Annotated in this window: 21 protein-coding genes; 12 read left to right on the forward strand and 9 right to left on the reverse strand. The window is 47.3% G+C overall.

Annotation, left to right across the window (positions count from 1 at the left end; genetic code table 11):
* Positions 1 to 7 precede the first annotated feature (7 nt).
* Positions 8 to 1,144, forward strand: coding sequence for a hypothetical protein (locus N39L_RS01910; RefSeq protein WP_014274118.1), 1,137 nt, complete (start codon positions 8 to 10; stop codon positions 1,142 to 1,144).
* Between the two features lie 85 nt (positions 1,145 to 1,229).
* Here the strand turns inward: N39L_RS01910 and N39L_RS01915 are convergent, their stop codons facing one another.
* From N39L_RS01915 to N39L_RS01950, 8 genes are all read right to left on the reverse strand, one after another.
* Positions 1,230 to 1,886, reverse strand: a complete 657-nt coding sequence (locus tag N39L_RS01915) for a Uma2 family endonuclease (RefSeq protein ID WP_014274119.1) — start codon at positions 1,884 to 1,886, stop codon at positions 1,230 to 1,232.
* An 8-nt stretch (positions 1,887 to 1,894) separates the two neighbouring features.
* On the reverse strand, positions 1,895 to 2,128 hold the full coding sequence (locus tag N39L_RS01920; RefSeq protein WP_006617783.1) for a DUF433 domain-containing protein: 234 nt from the start codon (positions 2,126 to 2,128) through the stop codon (positions 1,895 to 1,897).
* A gap of 191 nt (positions 2,129 to 2,319) precedes the next feature.
* Positions 2,320 to 2,709, reverse strand: coding sequence for a type II toxin-antitoxin system VapC family toxin (locus N39L_RS01925; RefSeq protein WP_014274120.1), 390 nt, complete (start codon positions 2,707 to 2,709; stop codon positions 2,320 to 2,322).
* On the reverse strand, positions 2,706 to 2,936 hold the full coding sequence (locus N39L_RS01930) for a type II toxin-antitoxin system Phd/YefM family antitoxin (protein WP_006617784.1): 231 nt from the start codon (positions 2,934 to 2,936) through the stop codon (positions 2,706 to 2,708). The genes N39L_RS01925 and N39L_RS01930 overlap by 4 nt, the downstream gene beginning before the upstream one ends.
* 202 nt (positions 2,937 to 3,138) lie before the next feature.
* Positions 3,139 to 3,387: a hypothetical protein gene (locus tag N39L_RS01935; RefSeq protein WP_014274121.1), complete on the reverse strand. Its 249-nt coding sequence runs from the start codon at positions 3,385 to 3,387 to the stop codon at positions 3,139 to 3,141.
* A gap of 263 nt (positions 3,388 to 3,650) precedes the next feature.
* Entirely contained in the window at positions 3,651 to 4,694 is a 1,044-nt protein-coding gene (locus N39L_RS01940) for a CHAT domain-containing protein (protein WP_014274122.1), read from the reverse strand.
* 66 nt (positions 4,695 to 4,760) lie between these two features.
* Entirely contained in the window at positions 4,761 to 5,981 is a 1,221-nt protein-coding gene (locus tag N39L_RS01945) for an RNA-guided endonuclease InsQ/TnpB family protein (RefSeq protein ID WP_014274123.1), read from the reverse strand.
* Positions 5,982 to 6,062: 81 nt separating this feature from the next.
* Positions 6,063 to 6,890: a tetratricopeptide repeat protein gene (locus N39L_RS01950; RefSeq protein ID WP_014274124.1), complete on the reverse strand. Its 828-nt coding sequence runs from the start codon at positions 6,888 to 6,890 to the stop codon at positions 6,063 to 6,065.
* A gap of 244 nt (positions 6,891 to 7,134) precedes the next feature.
* Between N39L_RS01950 and N39L_RS01955 the strand changes: the two genes are divergently transcribed.
* From N39L_RS01955 to N39L_RS01995, 9 genes are all read left to right on the forward strand, one after another.
* A complete protein-coding gene (locus tag N39L_RS01955; RefSeq protein WP_286133244.1) occupies positions 7,135 to 7,260 on the forward strand; it encodes a hypothetical protein in 126 nt (41 codons plus the stop codon).
* Positions 7,261 to 7,456: 196 nt separating this feature from the next.
* Entirely contained in the window at positions 7,457 to 7,696 is a 240-nt protein-coding gene (locus N39L_RS01960; RefSeq protein WP_014274125.1) for a hypothetical protein, read from the forward strand.
* Positions 7,697 to 7,701: 5 nt separating this feature from the next.
* Positions 7,702 to 8,184 carry a PIN domain-containing protein gene (locus N39L_RS01965; RefSeq protein ID WP_014274126.1) on the forward strand — a complete coding sequence of 161 codons (483 nt, stop codon included), beginning with the start codon at positions 7,702 to 7,704 and terminating at the stop codon, positions 8,182 to 8,184.
* 268 nt (positions 8,185 to 8,452) lie between these two features.
* The gene (locus N39L_RS01970; RefSeq protein WP_286133245.1) at positions 8,453 to 8,578 is read left to right on the forward strand and encodes a hypothetical protein; all 126 of its coding nucleotides are present in this window, start codon (positions 8,453 to 8,455) and stop codon (positions 8,576 to 8,578) included.
* 297 nt (positions 8,579 to 8,875) lie between these two features.
* A complete protein-coding gene (locus tag N39L_RS01975; protein WP_014274127.1) occupies positions 8,876 to 9,061 on the forward strand; it encodes a hypothetical protein in 186 nt (61 codons plus the stop codon).
* Positions 9,054 to 9,443 carry a type II toxin-antitoxin system death-on-curing family toxin gene (locus N39L_RS01980; RefSeq protein ID WP_006615862.1) on the forward strand — a complete coding sequence of 130 codons (390 nt, stop codon included), beginning with the start codon at positions 9,054 to 9,056 and terminating at the stop codon, positions 9,441 to 9,443. Before N39L_RS01975 ends, N39L_RS01980 begins: the two co-directional genes overlap by 8 nt.
* A 473-nt stretch (positions 9,444 to 9,916) precedes the next feature.
* A complete protein-coding gene (locus N39L_RS01985) occupies positions 9,917 to 10,135 on the forward strand; it encodes a hypothetical protein (protein WP_043467945.1) in 219 nt (72 codons plus the stop codon).
* A 62-nt stretch (positions 10,136 to 10,197) separates the two neighbouring features.
* Positions 10,198 to 10,440 carry a hypothetical protein gene (locus N39L_RS01990; RefSeq protein ID WP_035735238.1) on the forward strand — a complete coding sequence of 81 codons (243 nt, stop codon included), beginning with the start codon at positions 10,198 to 10,200 and terminating at the stop codon, positions 10,438 to 10,440.
* The gene (locus tag N39L_RS01995; protein ID WP_014274131.1) at positions 10,437 to 10,652 is read left to right on the forward strand and encodes a hypothetical protein; all 216 of its coding nucleotides are present in this window, start codon (positions 10,437 to 10,439) and stop codon (positions 10,650 to 10,652) included. The genes N39L_RS01990 and N39L_RS01995 overlap by 4 nt, the downstream gene beginning before the upstream one ends.
* Positions 10,653 to 10,959: 307 nt before the next feature.
* On the opposite strand, the gene N39L_RS02000 is transcribed toward N39L_RS01995, so the two are convergent.
* Positions 10,960 to 11,541, reverse strand: a complete 582-nt coding sequence (locus N39L_RS02000; RefSeq protein WP_043467948.1) for a hypothetical protein — start codon at positions 11,539 to 11,541, stop codon at positions 10,960 to 10,962.
* A 1,581-nt stretch (positions 11,542 to 13,122) separates the two neighbouring features.
* Here N39L_RS02000 and N39L_RS02005 point away from each other — a divergent pair.
* Together N39L_RS02005 and N39L_RS02010 are read left to right on the forward strand one after the other, a co-directional pair.
* Positions 13,123 to 14,058 (forward strand): hypothetical protein, encoded by a 936-nt coding sequence (locus N39L_RS02005; RefSeq protein WP_014274134.1) that lies wholly within the window; start codon positions 13,123 to 13,125, stop codon positions 14,056 to 14,058.
* A 109-nt stretch (positions 14,059 to 14,167) separates the two neighbouring features.
* Entirely contained in the window at positions 14,168 to 14,878 is a 711-nt protein-coding gene (locus tag N39L_RS02010) for a histidine phosphatase family protein (RefSeq protein WP_014274135.1), read from the forward strand.
* Positions 14,879 to 14,886 lie beyond the last annotated feature (8 nt).

Here is a 14,886-nt window from a genome sequence, read left to right on the forward strand (position 1 = left end):
ATTAAACATGGATACTTATGTACAAAGCCGTGGGATTTCTAAAGACTACTGCTGGTTAGATCAAAATCAAAGGAAAATTTCCGATCTACCGGATAATTTGAAGCGAATGCTGACAATGGTGGATGGGGATTATTTTTCCCTGGTGATTTATCGTGCCAATGGTCAGTTATCTTTGTTGGTTACGGCGTTGAAATCGCAAAATCGCATAGATAACCAAACTCGGAAAATTTGTAATTCGGTTGTGTGGGCGGGCTGGTTTGGCAACGATTCTGATGAAGGAACATTGCGATCGCTTGCGATTCAAGCATTAAATGGGGAGTTAGCAGCGAAAGTCGATCCAGCGGTTATTTCGGAAAATAACGATCGCGGTTTTACGGTCAACTTCGATCGCTTAAAACCGGAGAATCTTGGCCTTGCGTCCGTGGAAAATAACCCGGCTGATTCCGAGAAAATCGGCAACTTATCCGCCCTAAAAGATGAGCTAATTGGCGACCTGAAAAAATATGCTTTGCCCAAACATGATGGGATGTTAGTTGTAGTTTGCTCAACGGTCTCGAAATCCAGCCTTGAAGGGGAGCGAGTTTGGCGAGGTTTGTCGGATCAAATTTCTGGGGATGACTGGATTGACTTGCCCGGGGAGGATGATAAAAGTGACAACTTTCGCCGTCAATCTTCTTCTTCTAATCGTGATACTAATATATCTTCAAAGTCAGAAAAATCGAAATCTGGAACTGCTTCTACGCCTTCTTCGGGTTTACCGAAATCTTTTTCAGCCTCTCCAAGAAGTGATCAAAGAACTCCAGAAGATTCTCCCCTGAAAAAATGGATACCGATTATTGTACCTTTTATAATCGGTTTATTAATTGGGATAGTTGGTCATTATTTATACTACACTAATATTCCCAATAAGCAAAGAGAGCAAATTGAACAAAATGAACAAACAATTTCCCAGCAGAAACAAACAATTTCCCAGCAGAAACAAACAATTGATGAACAGGAAGACACGATCGCCCAAAAAGCAGAAACCATCAAAAATGAAGACAAACTAATGAAAGAAATACGAGATTATCTAAATGAATTTACTAAAAAAGGCTCACCCTTAATAAAGGGTGCCGAGGAGTTGGTCAATACAATTCAAAAATAATTGACCGCAGGCATTTTAAGGCGATCGCTGGTAACGCTGACTAGAGGCTCTGGCTCATTGGGATGCAGGACTATTCCAGTCTCCATTATCCCTGTTCAGGGGACTGAAACTGCGCCATTAACCAGGCTCCAACTTGGGACTGGTCTTGGTTGCGACTCCGTTGTAGCGCTTGGTCTAGGGTCGCTATCTCTAGTCCTGGAAACATCAAAGAGACATCAATTCGTTGACTACCGCGATCGCTCATCTGATACGCCAAAACCTCCCCTGTTTCGACGTTCACAATCCAATATTCAGCAATCCCGACATCTTCATACAGCACTCGCTTAACGGTGCGATCGTCTAACAGGGATGATTTTGCCACCTCCACCACCAAATCCGGCACCGGATACTCTTCCAGATTTACAATGTCAGTGCCCCTCGGGATGGCGGTTGCGTTGGTGCCAACGTAACAAGCTAAATCCGGCTGAAATTCGACATAGCCAGTTTTACGGAAAGAACAGTTGCCCACAATTGTGAACGGAATGCTTTTCAAAATGCCATAGAGATTAATAGCAAGGGCGATAATTGCATGATTGTTGCTGTGGTCAAAACCTACGGAGAGTTGCATTTCTAATCGCATTCGCCCATTGCTGTAATAGCCTTTGGATTTAGCGTGGGCGGGGTCATCCAAAGCACTCAGGTACTCATTCCAGGTAGCAAGAACCCAGGAATCGCTGGCGACTAACGTAGAGAGTGGATTCATGCTCATCTTTAAATGCTTAACAGATTCAAACGGGGGTGGTTTAGTTTACGAGCCGCATAGATTAGACAAGCCTTGAGATCACCAGCTTCGAGATCAGGCATTTCTTCAAGGATTTCTCCCTGACTTAAACCGGAGGCAAACAAGTCCAGGACATCGGATACTCGGATTCTCATTCCTCGGATACAGGGGCGACCGCCACATTGTCTAGGATTAACGGTAATTCTGGAAAGTAGTTCGCTCATACTTGATGGTTTCCTTGTGATTCGGTTCGATTCACGGTGTCGTTAATTTTAGTTTACTAGAAATTCCCCGAGTCCTAACCCAGCGTCTGGACTACCGGGGGTCGCCAATCAACACCAAGGGCGACCAGAAAAACGGATGACGGTGAGACTGACTTAATTTCGCCTGACGCAATATCAAGCTAGACTATTGCTTAACTAACGGTTTCGATCGCTGAATTGCTGATAATATTAGCATCAACTGTAGCCAGTGTTAACCCATAGTACATAGCGGTGGCTACAATAAATCTGTCGGCTGGGTCTTGATGGGGTAGGGAAATCTGGCGACTTAAAATAGCAATGGCATAATTCATCTCAGCTTCACGAGTTTTCAGTGTTTTCAAAGCTAAGTTAACCCATGTAATCGGGTCAGGATGTAAAGATATCCGTTTTTTTTCTGCTAAAATCAATGTTTCCCAAATGCTAATTGGACTCAGCCAAAGTTCAGTATTAGGAGCGACAATTGTAGTTTGAAGTTGGCTTGATAAGCGTTGGTTTCCCAGTAAATACCACAGCCAAATGTGGGTATCTAGCAGCAGTTTCATTGCAGCACATCCCAGGGTTGAGGATCTGGAGTAATTATATCTCCTAAAATTTCACCGCTTCCCTTCATTACCCCAAAAGCGGGGCGTTCATCTGAGGGAGTGGCGGGATAGATAATCACTAAGGGTTTGCCTTCATGGATGACCGTAATGGGGGTTTTAGTGCGTTCGACTTCTAAAAAGAGATTCTGGAGAATTTGAGGCAGTTCATGGGTCGTAATTTCTGTCATCGGTTACCTCCTGGAGGGTGAAAAAATCTTGTAAATGTCGCACCGCTGAATTTTAGCTGATTAGAAATTCCCGGAGTCCTGACCTACGGTATTTCCGAAGTCATATCTAATCCGATTAAATAACCATTACCCGTTGTTCCAGAAACCCGGTTTCGGGTCAGGATGCGTGAATAAGTGGGAGATGACCTGATGGGCGCGTTAATCAACTGTCCAATCTTGAATTGTTAAGCCTGGGACTTTCCTGAAATCTTGGAGGTTTCGGGTTAACAAAACCCGATCGCCCTATCCCGCGATCGCCGCCATTCTCAGATCCATTGTAGAGACTCGAATTTTTTGCGCTTCGTAGCTCCTGGAAAACTGCGATCGCCTGCACATCAAAGGGTAAAATGGGAGCCGAGGCAAGGCATTGGAGAATCTCTGACAATAGAGAATGCTGACTTATCCGATTCATTAAACGGGAAAACTCTCGTCGAGACCCTCCTTGCCAAAAACTAATGTGGTCCGATGAGAGCAAATAATTGACGTCGGGTTGCCCTCCTTCCTAGATTCTAGCTATTAGGCGCGAAAAGTGCGCCCATCTTTAAGGGTTTCCAGAAATGGGGTTTCGTCAGAAATAGAACCCACAACTTACAAGGTAACTCTTTTCTAGTTTAGAGTTGGGGAACCCCAACGGTCTACAGTCAACTCTATAGTTCTGGTTCTGGTGGTGACTCCCTAACGGGGGTCGCCAATTAACACCAACGGCGACCAGAAAAAGGGATGACGGTGAGACTGACTTAACTTCGCCTGACGCAACGCCTCCACCTTGGTTAACCCCTCCTGCATCACCAGACGATAAAATTCCGTTGTCACTGCCTCTGTCGCCTGGTCATCCACATTCCACAACGTCGCCATCAATGCCCGGGCCCCGGCACGTTCCCAAATATAAGCCATCCCCATAATCGCATCTCCATCGATATTGGTCTGTAACGCCGTCTGACAGGCGGTTAAGGCCACCAATTGCGTATCCTGTAACCCCAGTAACGCCGCATCCGCTAGGGGATATTCTCCATCGGCAAATAACAGGGTGTTGGGGTTCATGTGGATTTCTCGTTGCTCGTCATCGGCACAAGTCTCTCCCAAACAACAACCCAATTGCTGAAAACAGCCGTGGGTGGCTAGATGCAGATAGCGATGACGGGGGGATTGACGTTTGAACACCTCCAAGGTGGCCTGTTGGTGGCGGTAAATCTCACTCTCTGGGGCGAGGCGGAGGAGGGCATCGACTTCGGCTTCGGTTCCCGGGAGGTTAAAGGGGTCTAGGGGTTGGGGATTGGCAAAGCCTAGCACTCGGTAGTCCCCAGAGAAGCGGGGGGAAAGGGTGGCGGTGACTAGGGCGACGGTGAGCAAGGTTCCCCCCAGTTTCCAATGGTGTTTGACCGTCGCGCCAATGCCCAGGACTCCCAGGAGGAGGGGAATCGTCCACAGGGGAAAGGTGAGAAACCGGGAGGGGGAAGGATTGGCGAGGAGGGAACGACTGGAGAGACGAGTGAGGTAATGGATGGGGTACTGTTGCAGGAGGAAACGGTCGGTTTGTGAGTCCCGGAGGGTTTCAAAGGGGAATTGTCGCAGGGACCCGGTGGCGATGATGGCGAGTTGTTGGGGGTTGAGTGCCTCAATGTCTTGGGCAACCGGGCGGATCAGGTGGTCGTAGAGGGAGGCGGAAACCCGACGATAGCCAGAATTGCGGCTTTGGAGCATCTGGCGATAGTCTGTCACCCAGTTGTTAAATTCATCGGCATCGATGGGGACTTTCTGGACGCTGAGGCTTTGACGCTCCCCTGCCTAAAGGCGGGGGGATTCTTCATTCACAGACTCACCGTAATTGAGCAGGATTTCTCCAACACAACTAGAGGACAAGTCTCCTGAAGCTTGAGATTTGGTGCGCCCCACCATACTTAATCCTTTTTGCAAGATGTTGATGGCTGCGTTTCTATCACGACAATCTATATATCCACAGTTAGGACATACATGAGTACGAGTAGATAACGACTTCTCGACTTTTTGCCCACAATTAGAGCAATTTTGAGAAGTATTATGAGGTGGAACAGCAATCACTAACTTGCCGTACTTCTCCCCAAAATACTCTAACCATCGTCTAAAAGTAGCCCATCCTGCATCAGTTATCGACTTAGCTAAACGATGATTTTTAACCATACCTCGAATATTTAAGTCTTCACAAACTACCAAATCGTTAGATTGGATTAAACGGAGTGCCACGCTCTTGACAAACTCTTCTCGCTGTCTGCTTACTCTTAAATGCTTTTTGGCATATCCTTGTCTAGCTTTGTGATAATTCCGGGATTGTTTTTGACCTTTGCGGTATTTTTTAGACTTTCTTTTATTGAGACGATTTAATTGTTTTTCTGATTGACGATAAAGCTGGGGACAATCAACTTGATTTCCTTGTGCATCAACTAAAAAGAATTTTAAACCGACATCAATACCTGTTGCTTGTTTAGAGGGATTTAAAGGTTTTATGGTATCTCTAGGGTCTAATTTAATGCAGAATTGAACATAATATCCATCGGCACGGTTAATAATCCTGACCCGCTTAATTTGCTCAGGTTGGTAGTAATTAATGTCCCTAGAACCTATCAACTTAAGTTGACCTATACCCTTTTTATCTGTAAAGGTAATATGACGTTTATCGTCTGATAGTTTCCATCCAGAGACTTTATACTCAACTGAACGAGAGTGTTTTTTGAATTGAGGATAACCCTTTTTACCTTTGACGTTATTTTGACAATTTTCGTAAAAACGAGTAATTGCTCTTAAGGTTCTCTCAACAGCAGCTTGGCAAGCATGGGAGTTTAAATCGTTAACAAAATTAAACTCTTTTCTTAATCTCGTGTTGTATCTAAATAACTCAACCTTGCCTACACCCCGATTGTCCATCCAATAACGCAAAACTTTATTTCGAACAAATTGAGTGGTCCGAATAGCTTCGTTGATGGCTTCAATTTGACGTGGCTTGGGCTTGACTTTGTATTCGAGTACGAACATTTTGACAGCGCTTGCTCTTGCATCAAATACTAACACCAAATTGACAGAATGATAAAGTTAAACCCAAAAAGCCGTCCTCCGCTACGCTAAAGGACGGGGCTTGTACCCAATTTTTCGGTCATCGAGGGCGGCTTGGGCTTCGGGGTTGGCGACTCTCACACCGATGAGACGGTTATAATCGGCGAGTTCGTAGGTGGTGAAGCGGTTCGCCCATTCAAAGGCGCGTTGGGGCTGGTTTTGGTCGATGAGGATGTCAACCAGGGCGACGGCGGGGCCGCGATTGGTTTGGAGGAAAGTCTCCCGGAATTCTTTTTGCAGTTCACTACGCAGGGAGAGGAGGATGTTGAGGGAGTCTTCCCAGTGGGTGATGGCTTTGTCCGGTTGATTGGTGTCTCGGTAGACAGACGCTATGTTGCTGAGAGTGGTGGCTTCTCCTGATCGATCGCCCACTTCTCGGAAAATTGGCAAAGCCTGATTGAAATAGTCCAAAGATTTAGTCCGGTTGCCCAAGGCATTGTACACCAAGCCAATGTTAGTGAGGATGGTGGCTTCCCCTGATCTGTTATTCGTCTCTCGAAAAGGAATCAGTGCTTGTTCATAGAACTCTAAAGCCTTTTGTCTTTGTCCGATCCGGTTATAATTTCGACCAATCCCTAAAAGGGCTACAGCTTCCAACTGCCGATGTTGCCATTGTCGAGCCGCTTCTAAAACACGCTCAAACGTCTCAATCGCCTGCACAGGTTGCCCCTGTCGTGTCTGTTTAAGGGCTTCCTGTAACAGTTCCTCAACCTCCCTTTGCGACAGTCTCCCCTGCACCAAAACCGTCTGTGCCTCCACCCAAGGCGACAGAGACCCCATGCCCAACAGCAGCGAAACCGTCAACAGCGAACTTACCCAGCGTCCAGTCATGGCTCAACTCTCCCTGTGACTTCCTCTCCTCTATTATTGCCCGAAGGCGCAGAAATTGAGTCGCCCCAACCGCCACAGACAGGACATAACCCCTAAATGTAGGGGCGATTCGCGAATCGCCTCTACAGATTGATGGTTGGCCCTTCCCCAATGCATAAGTCCTGACAGAGCCATGATTTGAGTCTCATCGCCCCTGCCGTTTCTCCACGACTATAATCAAGGTAATCACACTCTTGCTGGTGCCATGAACCTATCCCTCACCCCAGAAATAGAACAACGGATTGCGGCTCAACTCAACCCAGGACATGACCAATCCACCCATGAGGTCATCTTAGCCGCCCTAGAACTCCTGGACCAACGCCAGCAATAGCTGAGTGAACTGCGTCAGGAAATGGCGATGAGTGCCACTCCAATTGAACAGGGACAAGTTATAGATGGAGAAGTGGTCTGCGATCGCATCCTCAACCGTTTACATCATTTTTCCTCGACCCGATAGCATCGATATTGCTCGGACTATCAATGGGTATTCGGATTCATAATCACTGAAAACAAAACCAGAAAAAATCATGAAAAACACAACCCAATTTCAAGAAATTGCTGCCGAAGTGCAACTGTTTAATGATATCGAACAAAAGGAAAAATTTGTTTTTGTCGTCGGTGCTTTAGTTTCTCGATTAATTAGCCTTCAGAAAGGAGCAGAAATTATGGAGATAGAACCCGAAATGCTTTTAAAGATTTTGGAAATGATGAGTATCAATTTCTCTTATCTTACCCCTGAAGATATTAAAATGGAAAAAACTTGGTAAAAACGATGAAAATTGTTTTCAATTGTTCTCCGTTAATTTTCCTGGCTAGATTAGACTTCCTAGAAAATTTTATCAATGACGCCCATCAGTTTTATATCCCCCTAGGGGTGCAATTAGAAATCAATGCCAAACCAGATTCAGCATCAAAATACGTTAATCGACTGATTTTAAATCAGCAATTATTAGTCCAAGAACTTAAATTACTATCTTTGGCGAATCGTTTAAATGATAGGCTAGGCCGAGGGGAATCAGAGGCCATTTCTTTGGCAATAGAGTTACAAGCAGATTATATAATTCTTGATGATTTTGCGGCTAGAAAGGATGCTAAAAGATTGGGCTTAAATGTTAAAGGAACTTTGGCAGTGGTTCGCAAATTACACTTAGAAGGTCAGATTAATATTTCAGATTTTGATGTTTTGTATCAAAAAATCACAGAAATCAATTTTCGAGTCAAGCGAGAAATTTTTGATGAGATTTTTGATAATTAGATTAGGAATTAAACGTCCAGTCATGGCTCAACTCTCCCTGTAACTGCCTCTCCTTTATTATTGCCCGAAGGCGCAGAAATTGAGTCGCCCCAACCGCCACAGACAGGACATGAACCCTAAATATAGGGGCGATTCGCGAATCGCCTCTACAGATTGATGGTTGGCCCTTCCCAAATGCGTAAGTCCTGACAGAGCCATGATTTGAGTCTCATCGCCCCTGCTGTTTCTCCACGACTATAATCACGGGAATCACACTCTTGCTGGTGTCATGAACCTATCACTCACCCCAGAAATAGAACAACGGATTGCGGATCAACTCAACCCAGGACATGACCAATCCACCCATGAGGTCATCTTAGCCGCCCTAGAACTCCTGGACCAACGCCAGCAATAGCTGACTGAACTGCGTCAGGAAATGGCGATGAGTGCCACTCCAATTGAACAGGGACAAGTTATAGAGGGAGAAGTGGTCTGCGATCGCATCTTCAACCGTTTACAGCAACCGAACCCGGGTCAATAATGGGAACCAATTCTGTCTGTGAAGCGGCCCCTGTTGGCGGCTTCCTTGGGTTCGCTGAGAATGATAGCGGTTGCTATCATAGACACAACTTGCCTCTGTTTCCCTAGGCGTTTTTCACCCCCTAGGTTTCACCATTCGGCAATGTTATTACTGAATTAACGATAAAAAAATATGACCCTCAAAGAACAAATTATCAAAGAACTAGACTCCTTACCTGAGTCAACCCTGGAGGTTATTTTAGAAAATATTCGCCCAATAAAATCCCAAGAAAAAGTTGAGGAAGACCCCTTCTTCCAAGCCTATTTAGATACATTGCCGCAATGGGAGGAGGTTTATCGTCGCCTTGCAGATGCCTAAATTCGTACCCCTGACTAGCGTCCTGAAAATCCATCAGGCTCAGATCGATCAGTTTAGTGGGTTCCATGGCATCCGCGATCAAGAACTGCTTGAATCTGCCCTAGCCCAACCTCAAGCAACCTTTGGTGGGCAATATCTACATCCAAACATTCCCGCCCAAGCCGCTGCCTACTTATTCCATATCTGTATGAATCACCCTTTTCTAGATGGCAATAAACGAACCGATCTGGCTACGGCGATCGCCTTTCTGGAGGTTAATCATTATCAGCTACAACTCTCTCAAGATAAGGCTTATGACCTAATGATTCAAGTTGCTGAACACAAAATCAACAAAGATACGCTTATTGCTTATCTAACGGAACATATTCAAGAAAAGTTTTAAAATGCGTTAAAACCCTTTATAAATATTGGGTTGGGGAGGGCTTTATAGCGGTTCGGTGGATTGGTGAGGTACTTTTTAAAGCCCCTCTCCCGTATGGGAGAGGGGTTTGGGGTGAGGGCTTTACCTCATGAGTCTGAGAATCGCTATAATTAAATACAGTGACATTGATTGATTGGTCAAATTCGCCTCTACAGATTGATGGTTGGTCCTTCCCAAATGCGTAAGTCCTGACAGAGCCATGATTTGAGTCTCATCGCCCCTGCCGTTTCTCTACTACTATAATCAAGGTAATCACGCTCTTGCTGATGCCATGAACCTATCCCTCACCCCAGAAATAGAACAACGGATTGCGGAGCAACTCAACCTTGGGTTCGCTGAGAATGATAGCGTTTGCTATCATAGACACAACTTGCCTCTGTTTCTCTAGGCGTTTTTCACTGCCCTAGGTTTCACCCCAAAGGAGTCCTCTGGTCATGCCCCACCCCTTAAAAGTGGTCTATCACAACGGGACCTTTATCCTGAAAACAGATTGCCATTTGCCCGAAGGCGCGGAAGTGGAATTATGGGTCAATTCCTCCCGACTCATTCCGCCTAAAATCTCAAATCCGGGCGAGAAAGCCATTGCTGTTCTCCTCTGGCAAGTTGCTTGTGAGTATCTGGCAGCGAGTCGCAAACTAGAGCCGTTGGGATAGGAGCGAGGACCGGACTGGATAGCCGATTATATCAACTCCACTTGATTAAGGAATTTAGCAAAATGACCACCGAACAACTATTAGAGAAATGGAAAACTTTAGACCCTGAGCAACAGCAACAAGTTCTTGCTTTTATTGAGGTCATTCATCCAACCCCAAAACCGACTCAATCTAGTTCCCGCTTAGGACAACAACTCAGAAAAATCCGCCAAGAAATTATAGAGTCGGGACCCCCATTATTAACTCCGGAAGAAATCGAACAGGAGAAAGCCGAACGTCGTGGAGGATATCTAAACCCATCATGATCCGAACTTTTATCGATGCAGGAGTGCTAATTTATGCGGCTCGGGGTCAAAATGAAATCGCTGAACTTGCTTTACAAGTTTTAGAAGATGATCGGCGAGAATTTGCCTCTAATATTTTTGTAAAATTAGAGGTTTTGCCTAAAGCCATTTATAACCAGCAAAGTAGCGAAATCAAGTTTTATGAAACCTTTTTTCAGGCGGTCACTTATTGAGCCAATGATATCAACAGGATAATTGAAAATGCTTATCAAGAATCTAGCCAGTTTGGACTCGGAGCAATGAATGCTTTACATATTGCTGCGGCAGTCTCCGTTGGAGCCACAGAATTTATAACAAATGAAAAACCTCTCAAATCTATCCATCGAACTCAAAGTATTAAAGTGATTTCTATTCATCCGTCCTCGGGATAATTCATCAAGAGCGATGTTGGTCAGGTCAGGGGATACGAATATCTTTATTGATGTGAACGAACCAAGAAACCCCATCACATTAAATAGAGAAATGGGGGTTCTCTATGACTTAATCCTCCCGGTGACGACGCACCAGATTCACCACCATTTCCATTTCATCCTCTGACAAGGGGATAATCTGATCTAACATAAAATCATAATCGCCCTGGAGTTCGAGTTTCCCCTGTAAATCATCATCCTCCCAAGCCTCTGGACCCCGAATTGTGATCTGGTTTTCCTGCCCAGACTGCATGGCAGAGAAGGGAACCCGCCAAGTTTCTGGCTTGCCCATATCCTCGCCGCGAATTTTAGGCCCCCTTCCAAGAACTACCCCCTGATTTTGCTGGCGATCGCGCTCTATTTTGGCAATTTCCGTCAGGGGCAATCCTTGGGAAACTCCCGCCAGTTGCAGTTGGCGGGTTTCTGGGTTAAATCCCAGTAATTCATGGTTGCCACTCCCCCCCGCTTTTAACTCAATTTTGACACTCACTGGGAGCATGACTTGAATAATTGGCGGTGAGGGTAATGGATTGAGTTGCCCAGTAGGGGTAACTTCAGCCGTTTGGGACGGAAAGCTCATGCCACAGCCCGCTATTCCCAGGGAGGAAACCATCAAAACCAGTGACAAGATATGGCAAGTTGGATGTTTCATGACAGATTATATTTATATTGGTTCAGAAACCGATGGGGAGTGCATCCCACTTTTGTAGCCCTCACCCTAAATCCCTCTCCCCCTGAGCTAAGTCGAAGGGTTGGGAGAGGGACTTTGAATCCGGTTCTCCTTCTTCCTCTTGCTCCCTCTCCCTCTGGGAGAGGGCTGGGGTGAGGGCGGATGAGGACCGACTTGCCAAACGGTAAGATGTACTCCCGATGGGGTTTGTCGTCATCTTTGGGAGAAGGTTGAAATGAGTGAGTCACCGCGTTTGCCCCCGGAAACCTTGAATCTGGCTCCCCCTCTTGCTCCCTCTCCCTCTGGGAGAGGGCTGGGGTGAGGGCGGATGAGGACCGAGTTGCCAAACGGTAAGATGTACTCCCGATGGGGTTTGTCGTCATCTTTGGGAGAAGGTTGAAATGAGTGAGTCACCGCGTTTGCCCCCGGAAACCTTGAATCTGGCTCCCCCTCTTGCTCCCTCTCCCTCTGGGAGAGGGCTGGGGTGAGGGCGGATGAGGACCGACTTGCCAAACGGTAAGATGTACTCCCGATGGGGTTTGTCGTCATCTTTGGGAGAAGGTTGAAATGAGTGAGTCACCGCGTTTGCCCCCGGAAACCTTGAATCTGGCTCCCCCTCTTGCTCCCTCTCCCTCTGGGAGAGGGCTGGGGTGAGGGCGGATGAGGACCGAGTTGCCAAACGGTAAGATGTACTCCCGATGGGGTTTGTCGTCATCTTTGGGAGAAGGTTGAAATGAGTGAGTCACCGCGTTTGCCCCCGGAAACCTTGAATCTGGCTCCCCCTCTTGCTCCCTCTCCCTCTGGGAGAGGGCTGGGGTGAGGGCGGATGAGGACCGAGTTGCCAAACGGTAAGATGTACTCCCGATGGGGTTTGTCGTCATCTTTGGGAGAAGGTTGAAATGAGTGAGTCACCGCGTTTGCCCCCGGAAACCTTGAATCTGGCTCCCCCTCTTGCTCCCTCTCCCTCTGGGAGAGGGCTGGGGTGAGGGCGGATGAGGACCGAGTTGCCAAACGGTAAGATGTACTCCCGATGGGGTTTGTCGTCATCTTTGGGAGAAGGTTGAAATGAGTGAGTCACCGCGTTTGCCCCCGGAAACCTTGAATCTGGCTCCCCCTCTTGCTCCCTCTCCCTCTGGGAGAGGGCTGGGGTGAGGGCGGATGAGGACCGAGTTGCCAAACGGTAAGATGTACTCCCGATGGGGTTTGTCGTCATCTTTGGGAGAAGGTTGAAATGAGTGAGTCACCGCGTTTGCCCCCGGAAACCTTGAATCTGGCTCCCCCTCTTGCTCCCTCTCCCTCTGGGAGAGGGCTGGGGTGAGGGCGGATGAGGACCGAGTTGCCAAACGGTAAGATGTACTCCCGATGGGGTTTGTCGTCATCTTTGGGAGAAGGTTGAAATGAGTGAGTCACCGCGTTTGCCCCCGGAAACCTTGAATCTGGCTCCCCCTCTTGCTCCCTCTCCCTCTGGGAGAGGGCTGGGGTGAGGGCGGATGAGGACCGACTTGCCAAACGGTAAGATGTACTCCCGATGGGGTTTGTCGTCATCTTTGGGAGAAGGTTGAAATGAGTGAGTCACCGCGTTTGCCCCCGGAAACTTTTGCCCTGGGAAGAATTGCCAGTTTACTGGTGATGTTGGGGGCGGTGCTATACTTCACGGGTTGGACTTATCGCTGGATCTATTTCGGATTTTTCCAACTGGAAGTGACGACGCTGCCTTTGCCCCTAGAGTCGTTTTATATTGCTGCCTTTCAAGTGTTTTTCGGCAGTTTCCGCGCAATTCTCCATACTATTATAACCATCGCCTTGATTGTGGTGGGGGTTTATTGCAGTCTGTGGTTACTGGAAGGGCAACCCTCCCAAGGGTTCCAAGCTGGAATGCAGAAAATCTATCAGCGGACACTGGATTGTCTGAATACTCGTTTAACCCGTGGTCAACCGCCTCAACGCCTCTGGAAACGCGGGCTGTTTCGGTTGTATCGGGGACTGCTGCAACTGGTGAAGTCGTTTCTGGAGTTCCACCTGTTGGAGTATCAATCTCTGCGCTTCCTACGATCGCTCCTGGATGAAACATTGATTATCTGTTGGCTGCTGGCTGGCTGTTTCTGGCTGGCACAATGGCAGGGAGAAGCCGATGCGTGGCGGGATGCCGTGAATGAAACTTCGTCTCTCCCGGTGGTGACGGTGGTGGTGCGAGAGGATAGTTTTCCCTTGGGGGTGAACCCCGATGATATCCGCAATCCCCAAGGTATCCGCATTATTGGTGACGCAAGCAGCTATCAGCAACTCCTAAGTGAAGCGATTAATAACCCCAGCCAGAATCGCGTCTGGCGGCTGCTGATTGATGTAGATGGAGACTATTATATATTCCCGGCACTACCTGAACCCGATCAAACCCGCCGCCCGCCGTTGGTGGTGATGCCGCGTAGTCATCAAGGCGATCGCCTAATTCAGTTGCGCCCCACCCTCGACACCGATATTCCCAGTAGGGATAACAAGTGATAATCGCTCATCGATACCTAGGTAATAGGAAAGCCGGAAGGGTCGGTGATGGGATGACTATCGGGTTATGATTGAAATAGCCCGAAAAGCGTGACAACCTGCCCTTAAGATGAATCAAACCCTGTGGATCGCCCGACACGGCGATCGCCAAGACCATGCCGATTCCAATTGGTATCGTAGCAGTAGCAATCCCTTTGACCCGCCCTTGTCAGCCAAAGGCGAGAAGCAAGCGATCGCCCTAGCCCAACGTCTAGGGGAAGAAAAGATTAACTACATTTTCGCATCCCCATTTCTGCGAACCGTTGCTACCGCCCACGCCGTCGCCGAAGTTCTCGATTTACCAGTGCAACTAGAACCGGGACTGGGAGAGTTTTTAAGTGGTTACACCTTCCCCTATTTGCCGAAAACGCGATCGCCATCAGAACTCAAAGCAGATTTTCCCCGCATTAATCTTAACTATCAATCCCCCCAAAGTTTGCAGTATCCCGAAACCTGGTCTATGGCTCAACAACGCATGACCAGCACTATCCAACGCTTAACCACACAATACCCCGAAAATCTCCTTTTGGTAGGTCATGCAGCCTCAGTGAAAGGACTCACCCAAGCATTAATTACGCGAAAGCCGAAACTCAAAACCTCTCTTTGCTCTCTAGTCAAGTTAGTAGCTGATGATCATGGTTGGAACCTGGAACTAGCCGGAGATACTAGCCATCTGGAACTAGCCGGGGTGGCTTCCCAGTCTCATCTACTCAGAGCCGCTCTGAGATATTACCGCTATTATCGATATGCTTACCGATATCAGCCCGAATTACCTCGATGATATATAAT

The sequence above is a fragment of the Limnospira platensis NIES-39 genome, assembly GCF_026000695.1.
Classification (GTDB): Bacteria; Cyanobacteriota; Cyanobacteriia; order Cyanobacteriales; family Microcoleaceae; genus Limnospira; species Limnospira platensis.

Coding starts and splice junctions, on each gene's coding strand:
- N39L_RS01910 (WP_014274118.1), top strand. CDS start 8: ATGGATACTTATGTACAAAGCCGTGGGATTTCTAAAGACTACTGCTGG.
- N39L_RS01915 (WP_014274119.1), bottom strand. CDS start 1,886: ATGAATCCACTCTCTACGTTAGTCGCCAGCGATTCCTGGGTTCTTGCT.
- N39L_RS01920 (WP_006617783.1), bottom strand. CDS start 2,128: ATGAGCGAACTACTTTCCAGAATTACCGTTAATCCTAGACAATGTGGC.
- N39L_RS01925 (WP_014274120.1), bottom strand. CDS start 2,709: ATGAAACTGCTGCTAGATACCCACATTTGGCTGTGGTATTTACTGGGA.
- N39L_RS01930 (WP_006617784.1), bottom strand. CDS start 2,936: ATGACAGAAATTACGACCCATGAACTGCCTCAAATTCTCCAGAATCTC.
- N39L_RS01935 (WP_014274121.1), bottom strand. CDS start 3,387: ATGAATCGGATAAGTCAGCATTCTCTATTGTCAGAGATTCTCCAATGC.
- N39L_RS01945 (WP_014274123.1), bottom strand. CDS start 5,981: ATGTTCGTACTCGAATACAAAGTCAAGCCCAAGCCACGTCAAATTGAA.
- N39L_RS01950 (WP_014274124.1), bottom strand. CDS start 6,890: ATGACTGGACGCTGGGTAAGTTCGCTGTTGACGGTTTCGCTGCTGTTG.
- N39L_RS01955 (WP_286133244.1), top strand. CDS start 7,135: ATGAACCTATCCCTCACCCCAGAAATAGAACAACGGATTGCGGCTCAA.
- N39L_RS01960 (WP_014274125.1), top strand. CDS start 7,457: ATGAAAAACACAACCCAATTTCAAGAAATTGCTGCCGAAGTGCAACTG.
- N39L_RS01965 (WP_014274126.1), top strand. CDS start 7,702: ATGAAAATTGTTTTCAATTGTTCTCCGTTAATTTTCCTGGCTAGATTA.
- N39L_RS01970 (WP_286133245.1), top strand. CDS start 8,453: ATGAACCTATCACTCACCCCAGAAATAGAACAACGGATTGCGGATCAA.
- N39L_RS01975 (WP_014274127.1), top strand. CDS start 8,876: ATGACCCTCAAAGAACAAATTATCAAAGAACTAGACTCCTTACCTGAG.
- N39L_RS01980 (WP_006615862.1), top strand. CDS start 9,054: ATGCCTAAATTCGTACCCCTGACTAGCGTCCTGAAAATCCATCAGGCT.
- N39L_RS01985 (WP_043467945.1), top strand. CDS start 9,917: ATGCCCCACCCCTTAAAAGTGGTCTATCACAACGGGACCTTTATCCTG.
- N39L_RS01990 (WP_035735238.1), top strand. CDS start 10,198: ATGACCACCGAACAACTATTAGAGAAATGGAAAACTTTAGACCCTGAG.
- N39L_RS01995 (WP_014274131.1), top strand. CDS start 10,437: ATGATCCGAACTTTTATCGATGCAGGAGTGCTAATTTATGCGGCTCGG.
- N39L_RS02000 (WP_043467948.1), bottom strand. CDS start 11,541: ATGAAACATCCAACTTGCCATATCTTGTCACTGGTTTTGATGGTTTCC.
- N39L_RS02005 (WP_014274134.1), top strand. CDS start 13,123: ATGAGTGAGTCACCGCGTTTGCCCCCGGAAACTTTTGCCCTGGGAAGA.
- N39L_RS02010 (WP_014274135.1), top strand. CDS start 14,168: ATGAATCAAACCCTGTGGATCGCCCGACACGGCGATCGCCAAGACCAT.